This window comes from Actinosynnema sp. NPDC049800 (genome assembly GCF_040656635.1).
In the GTDB taxonomy this organism is placed as follows: Bacteria; Actinomycetota; Actinomycetes; order Mycobacteriales; family Pseudonocardiaceae; genus Actinosynnema.
Genome location: NZ_JBFAMT010000016.1, coordinates 16914 through 38263, shown reverse-complemented (window position 1 = coordinate 38263; position 21350 = coordinate 16914). Strand labels below are relative to the sequence as shown.

Sequence of the window (21350 nt, the reverse complement as noted above, 5' to 3'; positions counted from 1 at the left end):
GGCCGGTTCCGCCAACGCCTCCGCCGTCACTGCCTGATCCGATCGCGGTACCACTCGTAGGAGGCACGCGGGGTGCGTTGCTGCGTTTGGTAGTCGACCTGGACGAGGCCGAACCGCTGCGAGTACCCCGAGTCCCACTCGAAGTTGTCCATCAGGGACCACACGAAGTACCCGCGCACGTCGGCCTTCAGGGCTTCCGCGATGTGCGCGTCCAGGTACGCGATCCGCTCGGTGTCGTCGAGCGAGTCGGGGTAGCTGCACCCGCTCTCGGTCACGTAGACGGGCGGCAAGTCGACAAATCGATCTCGCAACAGGGAGATCATCTCGAACAGCCCGGACGGCACCACCGGCCAGCCGAAGCCGGTCTTCGGGTACTCGTCGACGTCCACCAGCTCGAACGGCAGCGGGTTGCCCTCGGACGGCAGCCGCAGCCGGGTCGGGTTGTAGTAGTTGACGCCGTAGAAGTCGAGCGGCGCGGAGGTGATCGCCAGGTCGCCGTCCACGATCGGCAAGCGGTCGGCCAGCGAGTCCGGGTAGCGGCCGGCCAGCTGCGCGTCGGCGTAGAGCCAGTTGTGCAGATCGGAGTAGGCGTCGGCGGCGGGCCCGTCGGCCGGGGTGGCGGGCCAGGCGGGCGTGTGGTTGTTGGCCGTGCCCACGGCGCGCGCTCCGGCGGACCGCAGCGCCTGCACCGCGAGCCCGTGCGCGAGGTTGAGGTGGTGGGCGGTCGGCAGGGCGTCGAAGAGCAGCGCCTTGCCCGGCGCGTGCTGCCCGGTGGCGTACCCGAGCAGGGTGACCATCGCGGGCTCGTTGATCGGGATCCACATCGCGACCCGGTCGGCCAGGCGTGCGGCGACCCGCTCGGCGTACTCGGCGAACCGGTGGGCGGTGTCGCGGGCGAGCCAGCCGCCCTCGGCCTCGACGGCCAGCGGCGTGTCCCAGTGGTACAGCGTGACGACGGGCGCGATGCCGGATTCCAGCAGCTCGTCCACCAGCCGGTCGTAGAAGACCAGGTCGCCCGCGAGCACCCGCGGCCAGGACACGGAGAACCGGTAGGCGCCGACGCCCAGGGACCGCATCAGGCCGACGTCCTCGCGGTAGCGGCGGTAGTGGTCGCACGCCACGGACGCGTCCTGCCCCTCGAACGCCGGGAACGCGTCCCACACGGACGGTTGCCTGCCGGCGGCGGTGAACGAGCCCTCGATCTGGAAGGCGGAGGTCGACACGCCCCACAGGAAGTCGTCGGACAGGGTCACGCAAGCCTCCCAGAACATGAAAGTGATTCGGATCGTAGGCGTGTTGCGCCGTGAAGTGAAGTGGAAAGGTCCATTACCGGGCACTATGGAGTCCCGCCATCCATTCAGCAGGAGTCGCCGTGACCAGTACGACCCCGCTGCGCCGTCAGCCGGTGCAGCAGCGCAGCGCCAAGCGCGTCGAGCGGATGCTCGAGGCCTGCGCACAGCTCATCGAGGAGGTCGGCTACGACGGAGTCACCACGACATTGATCGCCGAGCGCGCGGGTGTCGCGGTCGGCTCGCTGTACCAGTTCTTCCCCGACAAACGGGCCGTCGTGCAGGCGCTGACCCTGCGCAACCTGGAGAAGTTCATCCAGACGGTGGACGGCCGGTTCACCTCGACCACCCTCGACCACTGGTGGGACGCCGTCGACTCGATCTTCGACGTGTACGTCTCGATGCACCGCGAGGTGCCCGCGTTCTCGAAGCTGCACTTCGGCGACGTGGTCGACATGCGGCTGCTCGACGACCGGCGCGACAACAACACGGTCATCTCCGACCGCATCGCGGAGATGATCTCGGCGAAGTTCGACATCCCGCTCACCGAGCTGCAGCTGCCGATCTCGATCGCGGTCGAGGCGGCGGACGGCGTGCTGAACCTCGCGTTCCGCCGCGACCCGGCCGGTGACCAGCGGATCCTCGAGGAGGCCAAGGCGTTGGTGCGCGGGTACCTGTCGACACGACTTCCGAGTTAGGTCCCAGGTCGGGCCAGGTCGGGTCGGGTCGGGTCGGCTGTCCACGGCCAGGTTTGGTCGGCCGGGTCGGGTTCGGTCGGGTTGGGTCGGTCGGGTTGGGTTGTTCAGCCGAACGAGTGCCCCTCGCCCCGGTAGGTGGGCACGGTCCGCTCCACCACGCCGCCCCGCACGACGTGGTAGTGGGTGAACCGCTCGGCCAACTCGCCCGCCTTGGCGTGCCGCAGCCACACGCGGTCGCCGAGGCGCAGCGAGTCGGCCGCCCGGCCCACCACCGGGGTCTGCACCTCGCCCGCGCCCTCCAGCGGCAGCAGCTTCAGCCCTACCGGCAGGTACGGGGTCGGCTGGCGGTCGGCGGTGGCGGTGCCGGAGGCGATGTAGCCGCCGGAGAACAGCGTGGCCACGTGCCGCTTCGGTCTGCGCACGACCGGCAGGGCGAACAGCACGGCGGGCTTGGGCTGGAAGCCGCGGTAGCCGTCGAACAGGGTCGGGCCGATGAGCCCGGACCCGGCCGCGAGCTCGGTGACCGACGGGTCGGCGGCGGTGATCTCCAGGCTGCCCGTGCCGCCGCCGTTGACGAACTCCAGCTCGGCGACCTGGCGCACGGCGGCGATCGCGACGGTGCGGCGTTCGACCAGCTCGGCGGCCGAGTGCCGTTGCATCCAGCGCAGGACCGCGCCGCGCACCGGCTTGCCCGGCGGCTGGTCGCCCAGGCCCGCGATCTGCCCCTCGTAGCCCATCACGCCCACCAGCCGGAACCCCGGCCGGCGCACGATCGCCTCGGCCAGGGCACGCGCTTCACGTGCCGTGTGCACGGGTGACCGGCGTGGGCCGATGTGCAGCCCGGGCACCGGCCGCCAGGACACGTCCAGCTCCAGGCACACCCGGATCTCCGGGTGGTCGGGGCCGAGCACGGAGTGGACCAGGTCGAGGTGCGCGGTCGAGTCGACCACGATCGTGATCCTCGCCCGCGCCTTGTCGTCCTTGGCGAGTTCGGTCAGCGCCGCCTGGTCGACGGTCGGGTAGGCGACCAGGAGGTCTTCGGAGAGGTCGACCGACGACAGCCACAGCGCCTCGGCCAGCGAGTAGCACATGACGCCCGCGAAACCCGGCCGTGCGAGCACCCGTTCCAGCAGCGCGCGGACCCGGACGGACTTGCTCGCCACCCGGATCGGCCGCCCGGCCGCGCGGCGCACGAGGTCGGCCGCGTTGCTGTCGAAGGCGTCCAGGTCGACGATCGCGAGCGGGGGGTCGTGCTCCTCCGTCGCGGCGTCCAGGCGCGTGCGGTGCTGCATGGGCCTCACCGTACTTGAAAGGTGAATAGCTTTCACCTACGGTTCGTGGAACGCGTCACATCCGGAGGTGGGCATGGCGTCCCCGTGGACGAACTGGGCTCGCACGGCGTCCGCGAACCCCCACCGGGTAGAGCACCCGGCGAGCGTCGACGAGCTCGCTTCGGTCGTGGTGGGCGCGTCCAGTGTCCGCCCGCGCGGTAGCGGGCACTCGTTCACCGGGATCGCGGTCGCGCCCGGCGTGGCGATCGACCTCGACGCGTGGACCGGGATCGTCGACGTGTCCGGAACCTTGGTGACGGTCCGGTCGGGGACGACGTTGCACCAGCTCAACGCGTTGCTGGACGTGCTCGGGTTGGCCATGGCGAACCTCGGGGACATCGACGCGCAGACCGTCGCGGGCGCGATCTCGACGGGGACGCACGGCACCGGGGCGAAGCTCGGCGGGCTGGCGACGCAGGTCGTGGCGCTGGAGCTCGTGCTCGCGGACGGGTCGCTGATGCGGTGCTCGGCCGAGGAGCGGCCCGAGCTGTTCCACGCGGCCAGGGTCGGGCTCGGCGCGCTGGGGGTGATCAGCACGGTCACGCTGCGGTGCGTGCCGTCGTTCGTGCTGCACGCCCGCGAGTTCCCCGGTCGGTTGGACGCGGTGCTGGAGGAGTTCGACCACCTGACCGCGGTCGAGGACCACGTGGAGTTCCACTGGTTCCCGCACTCCGACCGGGTGATCGTGAAGCGGAACAACCGGGTCGACGAGCCCGCCGCGCCGCTGTCGGCGCTGCGCCGGTTCTACGAGTACGAGGTGATGGAGAACGGCGCGTTCGGGCTGGTCTGCAAGCTGGCGAAGGCCGTGCCGTCGACCACCAGGACGCTCAACCGGGTGTGCGGGTCGCTGCTGTCGGAGCGCGACTACCGGGACGTCTCACACCGGGTTTTCGTCACGCCCCGGCGGGTGCGGTTCGTGGAGACCGAGTACGCCGTGCCGCGGGCGGCGCTGCACGACGTGCTGCGGGAGCTGAGGGCGGCGGTGGGCGGCCTCGAGCACGGCATCATCGTGCCGGTCGAGGTGCGGGTGGCCCAGGGTGACGACATCTGGCTGTCCACGGCGCACGGACGTGACACGGCTTACATCGCGGTGCACCAGTACCTCGGGATGCCGTACCGGCGGTACTTCGACGCGTTCGAGCGGATCGCGGGCGCGGTGGGCGGGCGCCCGCACTGGGGCAAGATGCACCGGCTCTCGGCTGACGACTTGCGGGGGCGGTACCCGCACTTCGACGACTTCCGGCGGGTGCGGGGAGAGGTCGACCCGGAGGGGAAGTTCACCAACGCCTACCTCGACCGAGTGCTCGGTGAGCTTCGGTAAGCCGCGGTTGGGTGCGGTTGGGTGCGGTAAGGCTAGGGCGAAAAGATCAAAGAGTCCTCGCCGGACGGGCAGATCAGCAGGATGACGACCGGTGGGTGGGTACGCGCCGGGTCCGTTGTGGGTCGGGTTTCGTGTCATCCCACCGACCTCCCTACGGGCTACCACACGTATCAAGGGGGCAGGCATCGGTGAATGCCGCGAGGTATCGGTGAACAGGCCCCCTTGACACGCGCGGTAGGGCGGAGCCAGGTCGGCGGGATGACACGAAGCCCTTCCTTTGGGGAAGGGCGTGTCGGTGGAGGGCGTGTCAGTGGACGGCGCGGGGGGTCGTGGGGCTAGAAGGCGTCGGCGATCGGGGTGTCGCCGGAGATCAGTTCGTAGGTGCGGCGGACGGTGCCGGGGCGGTCCAGGAGGGCGACGACGACGGCGGCCACGTCGGCTCGCGGTACGGAACCCCGTAGCGGATTTTCGGAGAGTTGGACGTGGCCGGTCGGCTCGTCGTCGGTCAGCCGGCCCGGGCGCAGGATCGTCCAGTCCAGGTCCCGTTCGCGCAGGTCCTCCTCGGCGGCGCCCTTCGCGGCCAGGTAGGCGTCGAAGACCTCGTCGCCGGTGGTGCGGCCGATGCCCGTGGCGCTGATCTGGATGAACCGGCGCACGCCCGCCCGTTCCGCCGCTTCCGCGAACAACACCGCCGCGGCGCGGTCCACCGTGTCCTTGCGCGCCACCCCGCTGCCGGGTCCGGCGCCCGCGGCGAACACCGCCGCACCCGCGCCGGTCAACAGTTCCGCGACCGAAGCGACGTCGGTCGCCTCCAGGTCGCAGTGGACGGGGACACCGCCCGCGTCCAGCACGTCCGCGTGGTGGTCCGGGTTGCGCACCAGCGCCGTGGCGCTGTCGCCCCTCGCGGCCAACAGCCGCTCCACCCGCAACGCGATCTTGCCGTGTCCGCCCGCGATCACTACCCGCATGGTCCGACCGTAGGTCAGGACGCGGTCGCCAGCACCTGCTCGTAGACGAGTTCGTTCACCCAACGGGTGGTCGCGGTGTCCTCGACCGGCACGGTCTCGTTGCGGCCGGCAACGTCCGTGCTCAGCTGGAGCTCCTCGTCGGCCAGCAGCACCGAGACGCCGTAGCGGCGCACCCGCGGCAGGCAGTTGGCCAGGTAGTCGTGCGTGAAGACGACCGACGTCGGCAGGACGGCGGCGGCGTTGCCGAAGCGGGCGAACGGCACCGCCGAGGCCAGCGCGGTCCGCCAGTGCCGGGCGACCGCCAGGACGCCGACGATCCGCACCGCGGCGGGCGGCACGCGGCCGTCCATCTCCGGCCACACCCAGGTGGACACGGTGGTGCGGTCGGTCTCCGGGCCCGCGCCGAGGCACAGCCGCTCGGCGTGCGCGTCGGCCAGCAGCTCCGCCACCACGATCACCTTGCGCCCCATGAGGACCATCTCGGGCAGCACCACGCCGTGCCAGCCGAGGCGCACCGCCGCGGAGGCGGCCAGCTCCTCGACGGAGCCGGGCAGTTCGGGAACCGGAACGGCGGTTGCCGACAGCGCCCTGGCGTCGTCGGTGTCCGCGATCCGTGCTGGTGTGCTGCTCACGCCAGGGCCTCCTCGGCAACCACGACGGGCTGTCCGCCGCGTTTCGACTCGTGCTCTGGGTAAGGCGTACCAGGTGGGACCGGTCGCACCCCCGGGGCAAAAGGCGTCCTGCGATCGGCGGCGTCGAGCGGTCGGTAACCGGTCGGCGACCGGCGGGGGGACTTCGGCCCGGCGGTGCTGCCGTCTGGGTGACCCGGGCGGCCCTCGGAGCCCGGAAGACTGCTCAGCGTGTGCGTCGCTCGCCTGGAACGACCGCCGGACCGGGGCCGCCGGCCGGCCCGACCACCACACCGCCGACCGCTCGCCGCGCGAAATCGACCGACCGCCCCCGAGCCGCCACGTTCGGCCGCGGCTGTGCGGGTGACAGACATCACGCGACCGCCGGCGGCGAAAAGACGGAAAAACCATGAAGTCCCACCCACGACCGTGGATGGGACTTCATGGTTTTGGTGGGCGAGGGGGGAGTTGAACCCCCACGTCCTTTCGGACACACGGACCTGAACCGTGCGCGTCTGCCATTCCGCCACTCGCCCGGAGCGACGTGGAGAACACTAGCATGGTCCCCGTCCGGGTTACCAATTGCCCCGTGTCCCGCCACGTCAGCCCGGATACGATCGGTCTTGGAAGTCGACCGGGTCGGAGGGTTGCCGTGGGCCTCGTACAGCGCTTCGAGCGCCGTCTCGAAGGCATCGTCGGGAACACCTTCGCGCGTGTGTTCGGTGGCAACGTCGTCCCGCAGGAAGTGGCCCAGGCACTGCAGCGGGAGGCGGAGAGCAACATCCGCGAGTTGGCGGGTGGCAGGTTGCTCGCTCCGAACCACTTCCAGGTCCTGCTGGGTCCGCAGGACCACGATCGGCTTGCCGGGGACGGTCAGGATGAACTACGCATCACCCAGCTTCTGGGGGACTCCATCCGGGAGCACCTCGAAGAGAGCGGATGGGATACCTATGGTGACGTCGTAGTCTCCCTGGAGCGCTCCGACGCGCTGCACACGGGACAGTTCCGAACCAGCTCGTCCGTCGACCCCGACGTGAAAGTTGCCAGCCGACGGTCAGCACCACCTCGCACTGCAGGAGACGGATCCATGAGCCAGCCTCCCGGCTACGGACAAGGACAGGGCCAGCCCGCCTACGACCCCTATGCACAGGGCGGCTACGGCCAGCAGCAGCAGGGCTATGACCAGCAGGGATACGGTCAGCAGCAACCCGGTTACGACCAGGGCTACGGCCAGCAGCAGCCCGGGTACGACCAGGGTTACGGCCAGCAGCCCGGCTACGACCAGGGCTACGGCCAGCAGCAGCCCGGCTACGAGCAGGGCTACGGGCAGCAGCAGGGCTACGACCAGGGTTACGGTCAGCAGCAGCCCGGTTACGGACAGCCCGGCTACGACCAGGGCTACGGCCAGCAGCCCGGTTACGACCAGGGCTACGGGCAGCAGGGTTACGGCCAGCAGCCCGGCTACGACCAGGGGTACGGCCAGCAGGGCTACGCCGACCCGGCGCAGGGCGGTTACGCGCCGCCGGCGGTCCAGTCCGGTCCCCGGCAGCTGAACGCGACGCTGCACCTCGACGACGGCTCCAACCGCACCTACAACCTCAAGCAGGGCGGCAACGTGGTCGGCCGCGGCCAGGAAGCGGACTTCCGGCTACCCGACACCGGGGTCTCCAGGAGGCACCTGGAGATCACGTGGGACGGGCACAGTGCCATGCTCGCTGATCTCGGTTCGACAAACGGCACCACGGTGAACGGCACACCAGTGCAGACTTGGCAGCTCGCGGAAGGCGACGTCGTCCGCATCGGCCACTCCTCGCTGGTCTACCGCACCCAGGGCTGAGCGGTCGATTCGGGCGTAGGCGTGACGGCACTCAAGTCAGGAGCGGTTACAACCGGTGCCAGAGCTGGTGATGCAGCTGACCAGAGCGGGTTTCCTCGTCCTGCTCTGGTTGTTCGTGTTGGCTGCGCTTCGAGTGGTCCGCTCCGACCTGTACGCGGCGTCGGGGCTCCGTGTCCCGACGCCCAAGTTCGGCAGAGGCACTAACAAGGCCGCCCGGGGCAACAAGGCGGCCCGACAGCTCGTCGTGACACACGGCGCGCTGGCGGGCACGCGCATCTCCCTGGACGGCAGGCCGATCATGATCGGCCGTGCCGACGACTCCACGCTCGTGCTGGACGACGACTTCGCGTCGACCAGGCACGCGCGGCTGTCGATGCGCGGCACCGACTGGTACGTGGAAGACCTCGGCTCCACGAACGGCACGTATCTCGACCGGGCGAAGGTCACGGCCCCGATCCGGGTTCCGCTCGGCTCCCCGATCCGAATTGGCAAAACGGTGATCGAGCTGCGCTCATGACTCTCGTCCTCCGATACGCGGCCCGCAGCGACCGGGGCCTGGTCCGCTCGAACAACCAGGACTCCGTGTACGCGGGTCCACGCCTGCTCGCGCTCGCCGACGGCATGGGCGGCCACGCCGCGGGCGAGGTGGCCAGCAAGGTCGTCATCGCCGCCCTGGCCCCGCTCGACGACGACGAGCCGGGCGACGACCTGCTCGGCCAGCTGCGCGACGCGGTGATCGCCGGCAACGGCGCCATCTCCGAGCTCGTGCAGAGCGACCCCGACCTGGACGGCATGGGCACCACGCTCACCGCCGTGCTGTTCGCGGGCTCGCGGCTGGGCATGGTGCACATCGGCGACTCCCGCGCCTACATGCTCCGCAACGGCACGTTCACGCAGATCACGCACGACGACACGTTCGTGCAGTCGTTGATCGACGAGGGACGGATCACCGAAGAGGAAGCGGCCACGCACCCGCAGCGCTCGCTGCTGCTGCGCGCGTTGACCGGCCACGAGGTGGAGCCGAGGCTGATGGTGCGGGAGGCCCGTCCGGGCGACCGCTACCTGCTGTGCTCGGACGGCCTGTCCGGCGTGGTCAGCATGGAGACGCTGGAAGAGGCGATCCGCATCCCGGACCCGCAGGCGTGCGCGGACCGGATGATCGAGCTGGCGCTCAAGGGCGGCGGCCCCGACAACGTGACGGTCGTCGTCGCCGACGTGGTCGACGTCGACTTCGGGGAGGACGCGCCCATAGTGGGCGGCGCGGCCGGCGACGGCAGCGAAGACCCGCCACCACCCGACTCGCCCGCCTCGCGGGCGAGTTCCATCACCGGGCCGCGCCCGATCCCGCAGCGGGTCGAGCCGATGCCACCGCCGGACCCCCGGCGGGCGCGCGGCAACCGGCTCAAGGCGCTCGCCCTGGTGGTGTTCCTGCTCCTGCTGGTGGTCGCGGCCGGCCTGGGCACGCGCTGGTACGTCCTGCGCCAGTACTACGTCGGCGAGGGCGACAACGGCGAGGTGTCGGTGTTCCGCGGCGTCACCGGCAGCGTGTTCGGCTTCGACCTGCACCGCAAGGTGGAGGGCTCGTGCCCGCCGGGCGCGCAGGCGTGCGAGCCGATCACGGTGGAGGACCTGAAGGTCGCCACCAGGGACGTCGTGCGCAACGGCATCACCGACGTGGACGGCCTGGAGGGCGCCCGGGAGGCGATCCGCAGGCTGCGCACCGAGCAGACGCTGCCGTTCTGCCCGAAGGACACCGCGGAGAGCACCACGGGGACGTCCACCACCGCCGCGCCGCCGACGGCAACCTCGACCGAGGCGCCGGCGTCCACCACTGTGGAGGGGACACCCCTCACCACGCCCGTGCAGCAGCCGGGCACGGATTGCCGAAAGGGTCAGTAGTCGCATGGGTTCGCCGGTCACCGGCGCTGAGGGCACACCGCTCGCGGCGGCGAGCAGCACGTCGCCCGGGTTGAGGCCGCCCACGCGACGAAGCACCGAACTGTTCATGCTGGCGTTCGCCGCCACGTTGGTGACGGGCGCGCTGATCCTGGTGGAGGCCAACCAGGAGCAGGAACTCAGCATGAGGATCCTGTGGTTGGGCCTGGCGTACCTGGGGCTGCTGACCGTGGCGCACCTCGCGGTGCGCAAGTGGGCGCCCTACGCCGACCCGGTGATCCTGCCGTGCGTCGCGCTGCTCAACGGCCTCGGCCTGGTCATGATCCACCGGATCGACCTGGCCATGGCGGACGTGAAGCTGCCGAACAACCAGGTGTGGTCCTCCGCCGCGCCGAAGCAGGTGCTCTGGACGGCGATCGCGCTGGTGCTGTTCTGCACCGCGTTGAAGGTGCTGTCCGACCACCGCACGCTGGCCCGTTACGGCTACACGGCCGGGCTGCTCGGGCTGGTGGCGCTGGTGCTGCCCGGCGTGCTGCCGAGCTTCATCGCGCCGGAGATCAACGGCGCGAAGATCTGGCTGAGCTTCGGCGCGTTCTCGATCCAGCCGGGCGAGTTCGCGAAGATCCTGCTGATGGTGTTCTTCGCCGCGTTCCTGGTGTCGAAGCGGGACCTGTTCACCATCGCGGGCCGCCGGGTCCTCGGCCTGGACCTGCCGCGCGCCCGCGACCTCGGCCCGCTGATCGCCGCGTGGGCGGTCGGCGTGAGCATCATGGTCCTGCAGAAGGACCTGGGCAGCTCGCTGCTGTTCTTCGGCATCGTGCTGGTGCTGCTGTACGTGGCGACCGAGCGGGCCGCGTGGGTCGTGCTGGGCGTGATGATGTTCTGCGTCGGCGCGTTCGTGGCGTGGAAGCTGTTCGGCCACGTCCAGATCCGGGTGCAGAACTGGCTCGACCCGTTCGCGGACCCGTCCGGGGCGGGCTACCAGATCGTGCAGTCGCTGTTCGGGCTCGGCACCGGCGGGTTGTTCGGCGCGGGCCTCGGCGGCGGGCGGCCGGACCAGATCCCCGAGGCCAACACCGACTTCATCACCGCGGTGATCGGCGAGGAGCTCGGCTTCGTCGGGCTGGCCGCGGTGCTGCTGATCTACACCGTGTTCGCCCTGCGCGGCCTGCGCAGCGCGCTCGCCGTGCGCGACACGTTCGGCAAGCTGCTCGGCGGCGGTCTGGCGTTCGCGGTGGCGTTCCAGATCTTCATCGTCGTCGGCGGCGTGACGAAGCTGATCCCGATGACGGGCATCACCGCGCCGTTCCTGTCCTACGGCGGTTCCTCGCTGCTGGCCAACTACATCCTGGTGGCGCTGTTGCTGCGCATCTCGGACGCGGCACGCGCGCCGAAGTCGACGCCGAAGCCGCGACCGCAGCAGCCGGCGATCGCCGACCAGTTCACAGTCATGGTGGAGCGTCCGAAATGAACACACCGCTCCGCCGGGTCGGCCTCGCCATGATGGCGATGATCCTCCTGCTGTTGGGCAACGCGACGTACGTGCAGGTCATCAAGGCCGACGACTACCGCAAGGACCCGTTGAACCGCCGGGTGATCCTGGACCAGTACTCGCGGGAACGCGGCCAGATCATCGCCGCCGACGGCACGCCGCTGGCCAGCGTGCAGCGGGTGGACGACCGGCTGCGCTACCTGCGGACCTACGCCAACGGGCCGGTGTTCGCGCCCGTGACCGGCTACTTCTCCACGCTGTACGGCGCGGGCGGCATGGAGCGCGCCGAGGACGACCTGCTCAACGGCTCGGACGACCGGCTGTTCGCCCGCCGGGTGTCGGACCTGATCACCGGCCGCGACCCCAAGGGCGGCAGCCTGCAGCTGACCATCGACGCGAAGCTCCAGCAGGCGGCGTTCGAGCGGCTGCAGGGCGTGACCGGCACGGTCGTCGCGATCCGGCCGCAGACCGGCGAGATCCTGGCCATGGCCAGCACGCCGTCCTACGACCCGAACGTGCTCGCCAGCCACGACGTCGACGTGCAGGAAGAGGCCTGGACCGGCTACGACGCCGACAAGTCCAAGCCGATGCTCAACCGCGCGGTGCACGAGAACTACCCGCCCGGCTCGACGTTCAAGCTGGTCGTGACGGCGGCGGCGCTGGCCGAGGGCAAGACCAACGACACCAAGGTCGACGGCCGCCCGGTGATCACGCTGCCCGGCACGAACACCCCGCTGCCGAACTTCAACGACACCCAGTGCGGCGACGGCGTCACGGCCACGCTGCAGGAGGCGCTGGCCAAGTCGTGCAACACGGCGTTCGCGGTGCTGGCCGCCGAGCTGGGCGCGGACAAGCTGCGCGACCAGGCGGCCAAGTTCGGCATCGGCGAGCAGGACCTGTCGATCCCGCTGTCGGTGGTGCCCTCGACGCTCGGCCCGATGTCGGACAAGCCGTCGATCTACCAGACCGGCATCGGCCAGAAGGACGTCCGGGTGACGCCCCTGGCCAACGCGGTGATGGCGGCGACCATCGCCAACGGCGGCGTGCGGATGCAGCCGCACCTGGTCGGCAAGATCCTGGCGCCCGACCTCCAGGCGATCAGCGAGACCAAGCCGGACGAGGTCGACGAGGCCATGGAGGCCGACCACGCCAAGGCGCTGCGCGACATGATGATCGCCTCGGAGAACAACACCGGTGGCGGCGGCAAGCTCAGCGGCGTGACGATCGCGTCCAAGACCGGCACCGCCGAGCACGGCGAGAACGTGCGCTCGACCAACCCGCACGCCTGGTACGTGGCGTTCGCGCCGGCCGAGAAGCCGGAGATCGCGATCGCGGTGATCGTGGAGAACGGCGGCCAGCAGGGCCTGTCGGCCACCGGCGGCCGGGTCGCCGCCCCGATCGGACGCGCGGTCATCGGCGCCTACCTCGGGGGACGCTGATGCTGACCTCCGGCCAGTTGCTCGCCGAGCGGTACCGCCTCAGCAAGCGGATCGCCGTCGGCGGCATGGGCGAGGTCTGGGAGGCCGACGACACCCGGCTCGACCGCAAGGTCGCGGTGAAGGTGCTCAAGGCGGAGCTCAGCGGCGACGCCGAGTTCCTCAACCGGTTCCGCATCGAGGCGCGCACCACCGCGTCGCTCAACCACCCCGGCATCGCCGCGGTGCACGACTACGGCGAGACCGCGTCGATCCCGGACGGGCCGGAGGACACCGCCTACCTGGTGATGGAACTGGTCGAGGGCGAGCCGCTGGCCGCGATCATCTCGCGCGGCAGGCTGAACGCGGACCGCACGCTCGACCTGCTGGAGCAGGCGGGCAACGCGCTGCAGGCGGCGCACGAGCGCGGGCTGGTGCACCGGGACGTGAAGCCGGGCAACATCCTGGTGACGCCGACCGGCAAGGTGAAGATCACCGACTTCGGCATCGCGAAGGCCGCGGACGCGGCGCCGGTCACGCACAGCGGCATGGTCATGGGCACCGCCCACTACATCGCGCCGGAGCAGGCCCTCGGCCACGCCGCCGAGCCCGCGTCGGACGTGTACGCGCTGGCGGTGTGCGGCTACGAGTGCCTGACCGGGCACCGGCCGTTCCTGTCGGAGAACGCGGTGACGGTCGCGATGATGCACATCCGCGACATCGCGCCGCCGTTGCCGCCGGACGTGCCGCCGGGCCCGCGGGCGCTGATCGAGGCGACCCTCGTGAAGGACCCGCGCCAGCGCTACCGCAACGGCGGCGAGTTCGCCTCGGCGGTGGGCGCGGTGCGCGCCGGGCAGCCGCTGCCCGCGCCGTCCGGCCTGGCGATGGCGGTCGGCGCGCCGATGGCCGGGCCGATGACGCCGCCCGCGCAGCACCCCCATCCCCAGCACCCCCATCTGGGCAACCCGGTGACCCATCCCGGGTCGCGACCGGGCATGCAACCCGTCCCACCAGGCATGAACACTCCGCACACGGGCGCTTTCCGTCCGTTGCCGCCGGGCCCGCGGCCGCCGGGGCGCAACCGCGCCGCGCTGTGGGTTATGGTCGCTGTGCTGCTGGTCGCGCTGCTGGTGCTCGGCGTGGTCATCCTGCGCTGGGCGCTGAAGGGCGACGAGGTGCCCGGCGGTGCGAACCAGCAGGGCACTGGCACCACGAGCGCCCGCCCGTTGGACGACTCGACCGATCGCCTCCCCGGCAAACCGAAGGTGACGATCACGAAGTCCGACTACGTCGACCTCCCGGTGGACGAAGTCGCGAAGAAGCTCTCCGGGCACGGCTTGGAACCCGAGGTGCACTCCGAGGACGGGGGCGCGCCGTTGGAGCCCGAGCGGTGCCTGGTGTCGGACCTGGCGCCGACCGGTGAGGTTGCGATCGGCTCACGGGTCACGGTGACGTGTGTGCCGACTTGACGCTGAAACGGTACGAAAGCGAACGCAAGGCTTGATGGTGAGACCGTTGACGAGGAGCGGGACGAAGCACTGATGAGCACTCCGCGACTGCTCTCCAACCGCTACGAACTGGGTGAGACCCTCGGCTACGGCGGCATGTCGGAGGTGCACAAGGGCCGGGACGTCCGGCTCGGCCGGGACGTGGCCATCAAGGTCCTGCGCGCCGACCTCGCCCGTGACACCCAGTTCCAGGAACGGTTCCGTCGCGAGGCCCAGAACTCGGCGGCGCTGAACCACCCCGCCATCGTCGCGGTCTACGACACCGGTGAGACCCAGACCGAGTACGGCCCGCTGCCCTACATCGTGATGGAGTTCGTCGACGGCCGCACGCTGCGCGACATCGTGAAGACGCAGGGGCCGCTGTCGGGCAAGCGGGCGATGGAGGTCATGGCCGACGTGTCGGCCGCGCTGGACTTCAGCCACCGGCACGGCATCGTGCACCGGGACGTGAAGCCCGCGAACGTCATGATCACCCGCGCGGGCGCGGTGAAGGTGATGGACTTCGGCATCGCGCGCGCGGTGCACGACGGCCAGGCCGCGGTCACCCAGACGGCCGCCGTGATAGGGACCGCCCAGTACCTGTCGCCGGAGCAGGCCCGCGGCGAGGCCGTCGACGGGCGGTCCGACGTGTACGCGTCGGGCTGCGTGCTGTTCGAGCTGCTGACCGGGGAGCCGCCGTTCACCGGCGACTCACCCGTGGCGGTGGCCTACCAGCACGTGCGGGAGGACCCGAAGCCGCCGTCGGCGCTGAACCCGAAGGTGACGCCCGCGCTGGACGCGATCGTGCTCAAGGCGATGGCCAAGGGACCGGCCAACCGCTACCAGTCCGCCGCGGAGATGCGCGCGGACCTGGTGCGCGTGCTGTCCGGTCAGCGGCCCTCGGCGCCCGCCGTGATGACGGCGGAGGACCGCACCGCAGTGCTCAACCAGACGTCGTCGCCGCGCACCGAGGTCGCGCCGGCCTCCGGCGGTCGGCACCGGCCCTCCGCGCAGCGCGAGGAACCCGCCGAGTACGACCCGCTGGCCGAGGAAGAGGAAGAGCGGCGCGCCCGGCGCAAGAAGGCGATCATGGTCACCCTGGTCGTCCTGCTGTGCATCGCCGTGCTCGCCCTCGCCACGTGGATCACCACCACGCTGCTCAGCGAGAAGGACAACACCGCGGCCACGGACAAGGTCACCGTGCCGTCGTTGGTGGGCAAGGAGCAGTCGGCGGCTCGGGCCGAGTTGGAGGCCAGGCAGTTGACCGTCGAGGTCGTGCTGACGCCGTGCCAGCCGGGTTCCGAACCGGCCTGCAACGCGGACCAGATCGGCAAGGTGGTCCTGACCGACCCGCCCGCCAACCGCGAGGTCGAGAAGCGCAGCTCGGTCAAGCTGGTGATCGGCAAGGGCGCCGACAACGCGCCGGTGCCCAGCGTCACCGGGCTGAGCCCGACCGACGCGCAGAAGAAGCTGGAAGCCGAGGGCTGGGTCTTCCAGCAGGCCACCGAGACCGTCGAGACCGAGGACCCGAACCTGGTCGGCAAGGTCGTCGAGCAGTCGCCGGCTCCCGGCGTCTCGGCGGCCAAGGGCAGCGCGGTCACGGTGACGCTGGGCAAGGCGCCGGAGACCGCGCAGCTGCCGGACGTGACCGGTCAGACGCTGGACAACGCCCGCGCCACGCTCGAGGGCAACGGGTTCAAGGTGCAGACCAAGGACGTCGACAGCCCCGAACCGCTCAACGAAGTCGTGGCCCAGAACCCGGGACCGGGACGGGCGGAGAAGGGCACGCTGGTGACGTTGAGCGTGTCCAAGAACAACCAGTTCATCATGCCCGACCTGCGCGGCCTCACCGAGAACCAGGCGCGCACCAGGCTGAGCCAGGCCGGGTGGACGGGCAACGACCTCACCGTCACCGACAAGGAGACGGTCTCCGACATCAGCCAGAACAACAAGATCCTGGACCAGGAGATCAAGGCGAACGCGCCGGCGGGCAAGAACGCGCGGATCAACGTGATCCTGGCCGAGTTCAAGGTCGGCGGACCCACGTCCACCAGGTAGCCGGACCGCGAAAAGGCCCCCTCCACCTCGGAGGGGGCCTTTCGTCGTCAACGGGCCGGGTCGGCTACTTCCGCCGGGCCGCCGCGGCGAGCTGGCGCATGCCGTTCTCGAGCTGGAGGACGGTGCCCTCGGGCACCTCGAACCCGCACACCGCGAGCCAGTTCGCCAGCATCCGGTGGCCGCCGTCGGTCAGCACGGACTCCGGGTGGAACTGGACGCCCTCGACCGGCAGCTCGCGGTGGCGCATGGCCATGACCACGCCGGACTCGGTGCGCCCGGTCACCTCGAACTCGGCCGGGATGGTGTCGGGCAGCACGGTCAGGGAGTGGTAGCGGGTCGCGGTGAACGGGCTCGGCACGCCGTTGAGCACGCCGCCGCCGTTGTGGTGCACGACGCTGGTCTTGCCGTGCAGCAGCTCCGGCGCGAGGTCGACCGTGCCGCCCCACACCGCGCCGATGGCCTGGTGGCCCAGGCACACCCCGAACACCGGGACGCCGGAGTCCGCGCAGTGGCGGATGACGTCCATGCTCCGGCCCGCCTTGTCCGGCGTGCTGGGACCGGGGCTGACGAGGACGCCACCGACCTCGGCGATCTCGTCCAGCTCGACGGCGTCGTTGCGCCGGACCACGCACTCGACCCCGAGCTGGGCCAGGTACTGGACGAGGTTGTAGACGAAGCTGTCGTAGTTGTCGACCACGAGCACGCGCATGGCGCCAGCGTAGCCGTGACGAACCTCTCGCCAGAAGTGAGCTTAGGCTCACCTAACCTAGTGGTATGACCCGTTCTCTCCGCGTCGCCGTCGTCGGCGCCGGCCCCGCCGGCATCTACGCCGCCGACATCCTGACCAAGTCCGCGGCCGAGTCGGGCGTCGAGGTGGCCGTCGACCTCTTCGAGCGGATGCCCGCCCCGTACGGCTTGATCAGGTACGGCGTCGCACCGGACCACCCGCGCATCAAGGGCATCGTCAACGCCCTGCAGCGCGTGCTGGACCGGCCGGAGATCCGGTTCTTCGGCAACGTCGAGTACGGCGTCGACCTCAAGCTCGACGACCTCAGGCACTTCTACGACGCGGTGATCTTCTCCACCGGCGCGGAGAAGGACCGCCCGCTGGACATCCCCGGCATCGACCTGGACGGCTCCTACGGCGCGGCCGAGTTCGTCTCCTGGTACGACGGCCACCCCGACGTGCCGCGCACGTGGCCGCTGCGGGCGCGCGAGGTCGCCGTCCTCGGTGTCGGCAACGTCGCGCTCGACGTCGCCCGCGTGCTGGCCAAGACCGCCGACGAGCTGCTCAGCACCGACATCCCCGACAACGTGCACGAGGGCCTGAAGCAGAGCCCGGTCACCGACGTGCACGTGTTCGGCCGCCGCGGACCGGCGCAGGCCAAGTTCACCCCGCTGGAGCTGCGCGAGCTCGACCACTCGCCCAACGTCGAGGTGATCGTGCACCCGGAGGGCATCGACTTCGACGCGGCGAGCATGGCGTCGATCCGGTCGAACAAGCAGGTCGAGATGGTGGTCAAGACGCTGCAGGAGTGGGCGATCCGCGACGTCGGCTCGCGTGCCCGCAGGCTGCACCTGCACTTCCTCGAAGCGCCCGTCGAGGTGCTGGGCTCGTCGTCGGTCACCGGCCTGCGCACCGAGCGGATGGAGCTGGACGGCGACGGCGGCGTGCGCGGCACGGGCGAGTTCACCGACTGGCCGGTGCAGGCGGTGTACCGGGCCGTCGGCTACCTGTCCACGCACCTGGTGGACCTGCCGTTCGACCACGCCTCGGGCACCGTGCCGCACCAGGCGGGCCGGGTGCTCGACCTGGACGAGCAGGCGATGACCGGCGTCTACGTCACCGGCTGGATCAAGCGCGGCCCGGTCGGGCTCATCGGGCACACCAAGGGCGACGCGCTGGAGACCGTCACCAGCCTGCTCGCGGACGCGCCGCTGCTGCCGGTCGCGCCGGGCCGCGCGCCCGACGCCGTGGTCCGGTTCCTGGAGCAGCGCGCCGTGCCGTTCACCACCGTGGACGGGTGGCGCCGGCTCGACGCCCACGAGCTGGCCCTCGGCGCCGCGCGCGGCCGTGACCGGGTGAAGGTCGTCGACCGGGCGGAGATGACCGACATCTGCCGGTCATAGGGCTACTGGGGCGTCGTCACGTTGTTGAACGGCAGCTTCGGCTCCGCCCACGGGAACACCACGAACATCAGCAGCGCCACCACCCCGGCCACGAGCACCAGCGCTTCGAGGACGCGCACGGGCAGCGGGCCGGGGAGGTGCCGCCAGATCCACCCGTACATCACTGCTCCTTCATCTCTTCGGGCACGAAACCGGGCGCCTTCGGGTAGCTCATCGTCAGCACCGAGTGCACGATGAGCCGCTGCTTGTCGGAGAACCGCGGGTGGCAGGTGGTCAGCGTCATCAGCGCCGCCTGCTGCGCCGCGGGCACCTCGCCCTCGAAGTAGGGCACGGGGTTGATCACCTCGCCCTGGGTGGGCAGCACGATCGCCTGGCCGACCGCCTTGTCGTACGGCGCGCCCAGCGGCGAGACCTTGGCGCACTTCGGGTCGGACTGCCGCGCCGCCCAGTCCGCGACCTCGCCGGACTTCGGCATGACCCGGTAGACGAACCACTGGGTCTGCGTCTCGACCACGATCGCGTCGCACGAGTTGAGCAGGTCCAGGTCGTTGAAGGGCGCGCCCTTGCCGACCCGGTGGCCCGCGACGGCGAAGTTGCCCGGGTCGCCCGGGAGCGCGGTGCCCTTGTAGTGGCCGGGACCGATCTCCAGGTCCTTGTCGGTGGTGCCCTCGACGATGGAGAACTTGTAGTCCGGGCCGAACACCGGGATGTACATCTTGGCGAACGCCTGGCCGTCGAGCAGCTCGTACTGGGCCTGGCGCTGCTGGTCGGACTCGACCGTGTTCGCGTTCCACTGGTCGTCCAGCGCCTGGGTGGCGTCGTCCTGCTTGCCGGCGGAGATGAGGTCGGTGACGTACACCTCGTAGACCACGAACAGCAGGATGACCAGGCCGGCCGTGATCAGCAGCTCGCCGACGGTGCGGACCGCCTTGCGCGCCGTGCTGTCGGGCGGCGGGCCGGGCTGGTCGTCCTCGTCGTCGTAGTAGTCGTCGTCCTCGTAGTACTCGTCTTCGTAGTCCTCGTACTCGTCGTCGTAGTCGTCCACGGGTGCGATGACCTCGGTGGGCGGGTCGACGGGGCGAGGGCGGCGCGGCGGCGCGGGCGGCCGGGCGCCCGGGGGCGGCGGCAGGCTGCCGGAGAACGCGTTCGTGTAGCGGGTGGCGTCGGCTTCCGGCGGTGCGGGCCGGGGGCGCGCCGCGCCGGGCGGTGGCACGGCCCCGCCGAGCCGGGCGGCCACCTCGGAGGGCGCGGGCCGGACGGACGGGTCGTCGGTCGGACGGCGACGGCCCGCCGGCGGCGCTTCGTCACGCAGGGCGCGGCGGCCGGCGGGCGGCGGGTCGGCCCGGACCGGCTCGACGTACGAGGTCTCCTCGGCGTGCGTCGGCACGGGCGGTGAGACGTCGTCGCGGCGGGCTCGGCGGCCGGCGGGCGGTTCGGCGCCGGCCGGGTCGACGCGCGGGCCCATCTCGTCGCGGCGCGCGCGGCGGCCCGTGGCGGGCGGTTCGGCCGGGGACGGCTCGGCGTACGGCGGTTCGGCCTCGTCACGGCGCGCGCGCCGGGCGACCGGCGGCTCGACCGGGGTCGGTGCGTCGTCCCGGCGGGCACGGCGCACGGCGGGTGGCTCGCCGTAGGGCTCCACCGGCGGTACAACGTCATCGCGGAGGGCACGGCGGGCGACCGGCGGCTCGGCCTGCGGCAGTTCGACCGGCGGCACGTCGGCACGACGCGCGCGGGCCGGTTCGGCCTCGTCACGACGTGCGCGACGGGCGACCTGGGGCTCGGCCGGCGGTGCCTCGTCGCGGCGCGCCCGGCGACCGGTGGGTGGCGGCTCGACCGGCGGCGGGACGTCGTCGCGGCGGGCTCGGCGGCCGGTCGGCGGCGGCTCCGGGGCGTACGGCTCGGCCTGGTACGGCTCGGCAGGCGGCACCTCGTCGCGACGCGCCCGGCGGCCGGTCGGGGGCGGCTCGAGCCGGGGCGGGTAGGACTCCCCCGGACGGCTGAAACCTCCGGCGGGCGTCGCCGGCCGGTCGAGGTCGCCGGAGTGGCCCGCCGGCCGGTCGAACCCGCCCGGCGGCGTCGACGGGCGGTCGAAACCGCCGGGAGGGGTGACGGGCCGGTTCGGGCCCGCCGGGCGGTCGAAACCACCCGGAGGGGTCGATGGCCTGCTGAAACCGCCTGCCGGCGTGGGTGGACGGTGGCCCGGGAGCGGCGGTTCGCCGGTGACGTGGGGCGGCTGTGGCCTGGGTCGTGGCGGTCGGCCCGGCGGGCCGCCTTGCGGCGGGGGCGGGTCGTAGCTCACCGGAAAACCTCCCAAGCCGAACGTTCCAGGACTACACGGTGCTTCAGGGACCTGCTCGGTTACGTTAACGTGTTCATCCAGCAGTGGACGTGAACTCGCGCCACTGGAGGCCTATCCACCCGTCAGGCGAGGACAGCATGCCCAAGTCCAAGGTCCGCAAGAAGGCCGTCTACACGGCGCCTGCCGATCGCCGCACCCCGGTGAAGGTCAAGGCAGCGGGGCCGTCGCACCCCGTCTACGTCGCCGTGATGCTCGGCATGATGCTGTTGGGGCTGGCGTGGCTGGTGGTCAACTACATCGCGGGCGAGAAGGTCCCGGTGATGATGGACCTCGGGTCCTGGAACTTCGGCATCGGATTCGCCCTGATGATCGTCGGCTTGCTGATGACCATGAAATGGCGCTGACCACGCGCTACGCCAAGTGGCTGACGGCCCGGACGAGCTCCACGTCCGGGCCGTTCCGCGTTACCCCGTCGTTCACCCGGTTCACCTGACGGTCAC

Annotated in this window: 18 protein-coding genes and 1 tRNA gene; 11 read left to right on the top strand and 8 right to left on the bottom strand. The window is 71.1% G+C overall.

What is annotated here, in order from left to right; all coding sequences use genetic code 11:
* Positions 1–26: 26 nt before the first annotated feature.
* Positions 27–1271: a glycoside hydrolase family 1 protein gene (locus AB0I91_RS20315; protein WP_499638163.1), complete on the bottom strand. Its 1245-nt coding sequence runs from the start codon at positions 1269–1271 to the stop codon at positions 27–29.
* A 101-nt stretch (positions 1272–1372) separates the two neighbouring features.
* Here AB0I91_RS20315 and AB0I91_RS20310 point away from each other — a divergent pair, with 101 nt between their 5' ends.
* A complete protein-coding gene (locus AB0I91_RS20310) occupies positions 1373–1987 on the top strand; it encodes a TetR/AcrR family transcriptional regulator (protein WP_498771303.1) in 615 nt (204 codons plus the stop codon).
* Between the two features lie 104 nt (positions 1988–2091).
* On the opposite strand, the gene AB0I91_RS20305 is transcribed toward AB0I91_RS20310, so the two are convergent.
* Entirely contained in the window at positions 2092–3279 is a 1188-nt protein-coding gene (locus AB0I91_RS20305; RefSeq protein WP_498771305.1) for an amino acid deaminase/aldolase, read from the bottom strand.
* A 73-nt stretch (positions 3280–3352) separates the two neighbouring features.
* Between AB0I91_RS20305 and AB0I91_RS20300 the strand changes: the two genes are divergently transcribed.
* Positions 3353–4639 (top strand): D-arabinono-1,4-lactone oxidase, encoded by a 1287-nt coding sequence (locus AB0I91_RS20300; RefSeq protein WP_499638161.1) that lies wholly within the window; start codon positions 3353–3355, stop codon positions 4637–4639.
* A 335-nt stretch (positions 4640–4974) separates the two neighbouring features.
* Here AB0I91_RS20300 and AB0I91_RS20295 read toward each other — a convergent pair whose 3' ends face one another.
* The 3 genes from AB0I91_RS20295 to AB0I91_RS20285 all read right to left on the bottom strand — a co-directional run bounded on the left by AB0I91_RS20295 (position 4975) and on the right by AB0I91_RS20285 (position 6772).
* Positions 4975–5607: an SDR family oxidoreductase gene (locus AB0I91_RS20295; RefSeq protein WP_498771309.1), complete on the bottom strand. Its 633-nt coding sequence runs from the start codon at positions 5605–5607 to the stop codon at positions 4975–4977.
* Positions 5608–5621: 14 nt separating this feature from the next.
* Positions 5622–6239, bottom strand: a complete 618-nt coding sequence (locus tag AB0I91_RS20290; RefSeq protein ID WP_498771311.1) for a hypothetical protein — start codon at positions 6237–6239, stop codon at positions 5622–5624.
* Between the two features lie 447 nt (positions 6240–6686).
* A tRNA-Leu gene (locus AB0I91_RS20285) sits at positions 6687–6772 on the bottom strand.
* A 116-nt stretch (positions 6773–6888) separates the two neighbouring features.
* On the opposite strand from AB0I91_RS20285, the gene AB0I91_RS20280 reads away from it, so the two are divergent.
* The 7 genes from AB0I91_RS20280 to pknB all read left to right on the top strand — a co-directional run bounded on the left by AB0I91_RS20280 (position 6889) and on the right by pknB (position 16421).
* Positions 6889–8073, top strand: coding sequence for an FHA domain-containing protein (locus tag AB0I91_RS20280; protein WP_498771314.1), 1185 nt, complete (start codon positions 6889–6891; stop codon positions 8071–8073).
* Positions 8074–8128: 55 nt separating this feature from the next.
* Positions 8129–8590, top strand: a complete 462-nt coding sequence (locus tag AB0I91_RS20275; RefSeq protein ID WP_498771316.1) for an FHA domain-containing protein FhaB/FipA — start codon at positions 8129–8131, stop codon at positions 8588–8590.
* Positions 8587–9972 (top strand): PP2C family protein-serine/threonine phosphatase, encoded by a 1386-nt coding sequence (locus tag AB0I91_RS20270; RefSeq protein WP_498771318.1) that lies wholly within the window; start codon positions 8587–8589, stop codon positions 9970–9972. The genes AB0I91_RS20275 and AB0I91_RS20270 overlap by 4 nt, the downstream gene beginning before the upstream one ends.
* Positions 9973–9976: 4 nt before the next feature.
* Entirely contained in the window at positions 9977–11440 is a 1464-nt protein-coding gene (locus AB0I91_RS20265; RefSeq protein ID WP_498771320.1) for an FtsW/RodA/SpoVE family cell cycle protein, read from the top strand.
* Positions 11437–12900, top strand: a complete 1464-nt coding sequence (locus AB0I91_RS20260; RefSeq protein WP_498771322.1) for a peptidoglycan D,D-transpeptidase FtsI family protein — start codon at positions 11437–11439, stop codon at positions 12898–12900. Before AB0I91_RS20265 ends, AB0I91_RS20260 begins: the two co-directional genes overlap by 4 nt.
* Entirely contained in the window at positions 12900–14345 is a 1446-nt protein-coding gene (locus tag AB0I91_RS20255) for a serine/threonine-protein kinase (protein ID WP_498771324.1), read from the top strand. Before AB0I91_RS20260 ends, AB0I91_RS20255 begins: the two co-directional genes overlap by 1 nt.
* Before the next feature lie 72 nt (positions 14346–14417).
* A complete protein-coding gene (gene pknB / locus AB0I91_RS20250) occupies positions 14418–16421 on the top strand; it encodes a Stk1 family PASTA domain-containing Ser/Thr kinase (protein ID WP_499638157.1) in 2004 nt (667 codons plus the stop codon).
* A 64-nt stretch (positions 16422–16485) separates the two neighbouring features.
* On the opposite strand, the gene AB0I91_RS20245 is transcribed toward pknB, so the two are convergent.
* On the bottom strand, positions 16486–17130 hold the full coding sequence (locus tag AB0I91_RS20245) for an aminodeoxychorismate/anthranilate synthase component II (RefSeq protein ID WP_498771328.1): 645 nt from the start codon (positions 17128–17130) through the stop codon (positions 16486–16488).
* A gap of 65 nt (positions 17131–17195) precedes the next feature.
* Between AB0I91_RS20245 and AB0I91_RS20240 the strand changes: the two genes are divergently transcribed.
* Entirely contained in the window at positions 17196–18551 is a 1356-nt protein-coding gene (locus tag AB0I91_RS20240; RefSeq protein ID WP_499607995.1) for an FAD-dependent oxidoreductase, read from the top strand.
* A 2-nt stretch (positions 18552–18553) separates the two neighbouring features.
* Here the strand turns inward: AB0I91_RS20240 and AB0I91_RS20235 are convergent, their stop codons facing one another.
* On the bottom strand, positions 18554–18712 hold the full coding sequence (locus tag AB0I91_RS20235; RefSeq protein WP_170185175.1) for a hypothetical protein: 159 nt from the start codon (positions 18710–18712) through the stop codon (positions 18554–18556).
* A complete protein-coding gene (locus tag AB0I91_RS20230; RefSeq protein WP_499638154.1) occupies positions 18712–20478 on the bottom strand; it encodes a class E sortase in 1767 nt (588 codons plus the stop codon). Before AB0I91_RS20230 ends, AB0I91_RS20235 begins: the two co-directional genes overlap by 1 nt.
* Before the next feature lie 509 nt (positions 20479–20987).
* Here AB0I91_RS20230 and crgA point away from each other — a divergent pair.
* Complete coding sequence (gene crgA, locus AB0I91_RS20225) at positions 20988–21254, top strand: cell division protein CrgA (protein WP_053714567.1); 267 nt, start codon at positions 20988–20990, stop codon at positions 21252–21254.
* The last annotated feature ends 96 nt before the right edge of the window (positions 21255–21350 follow it).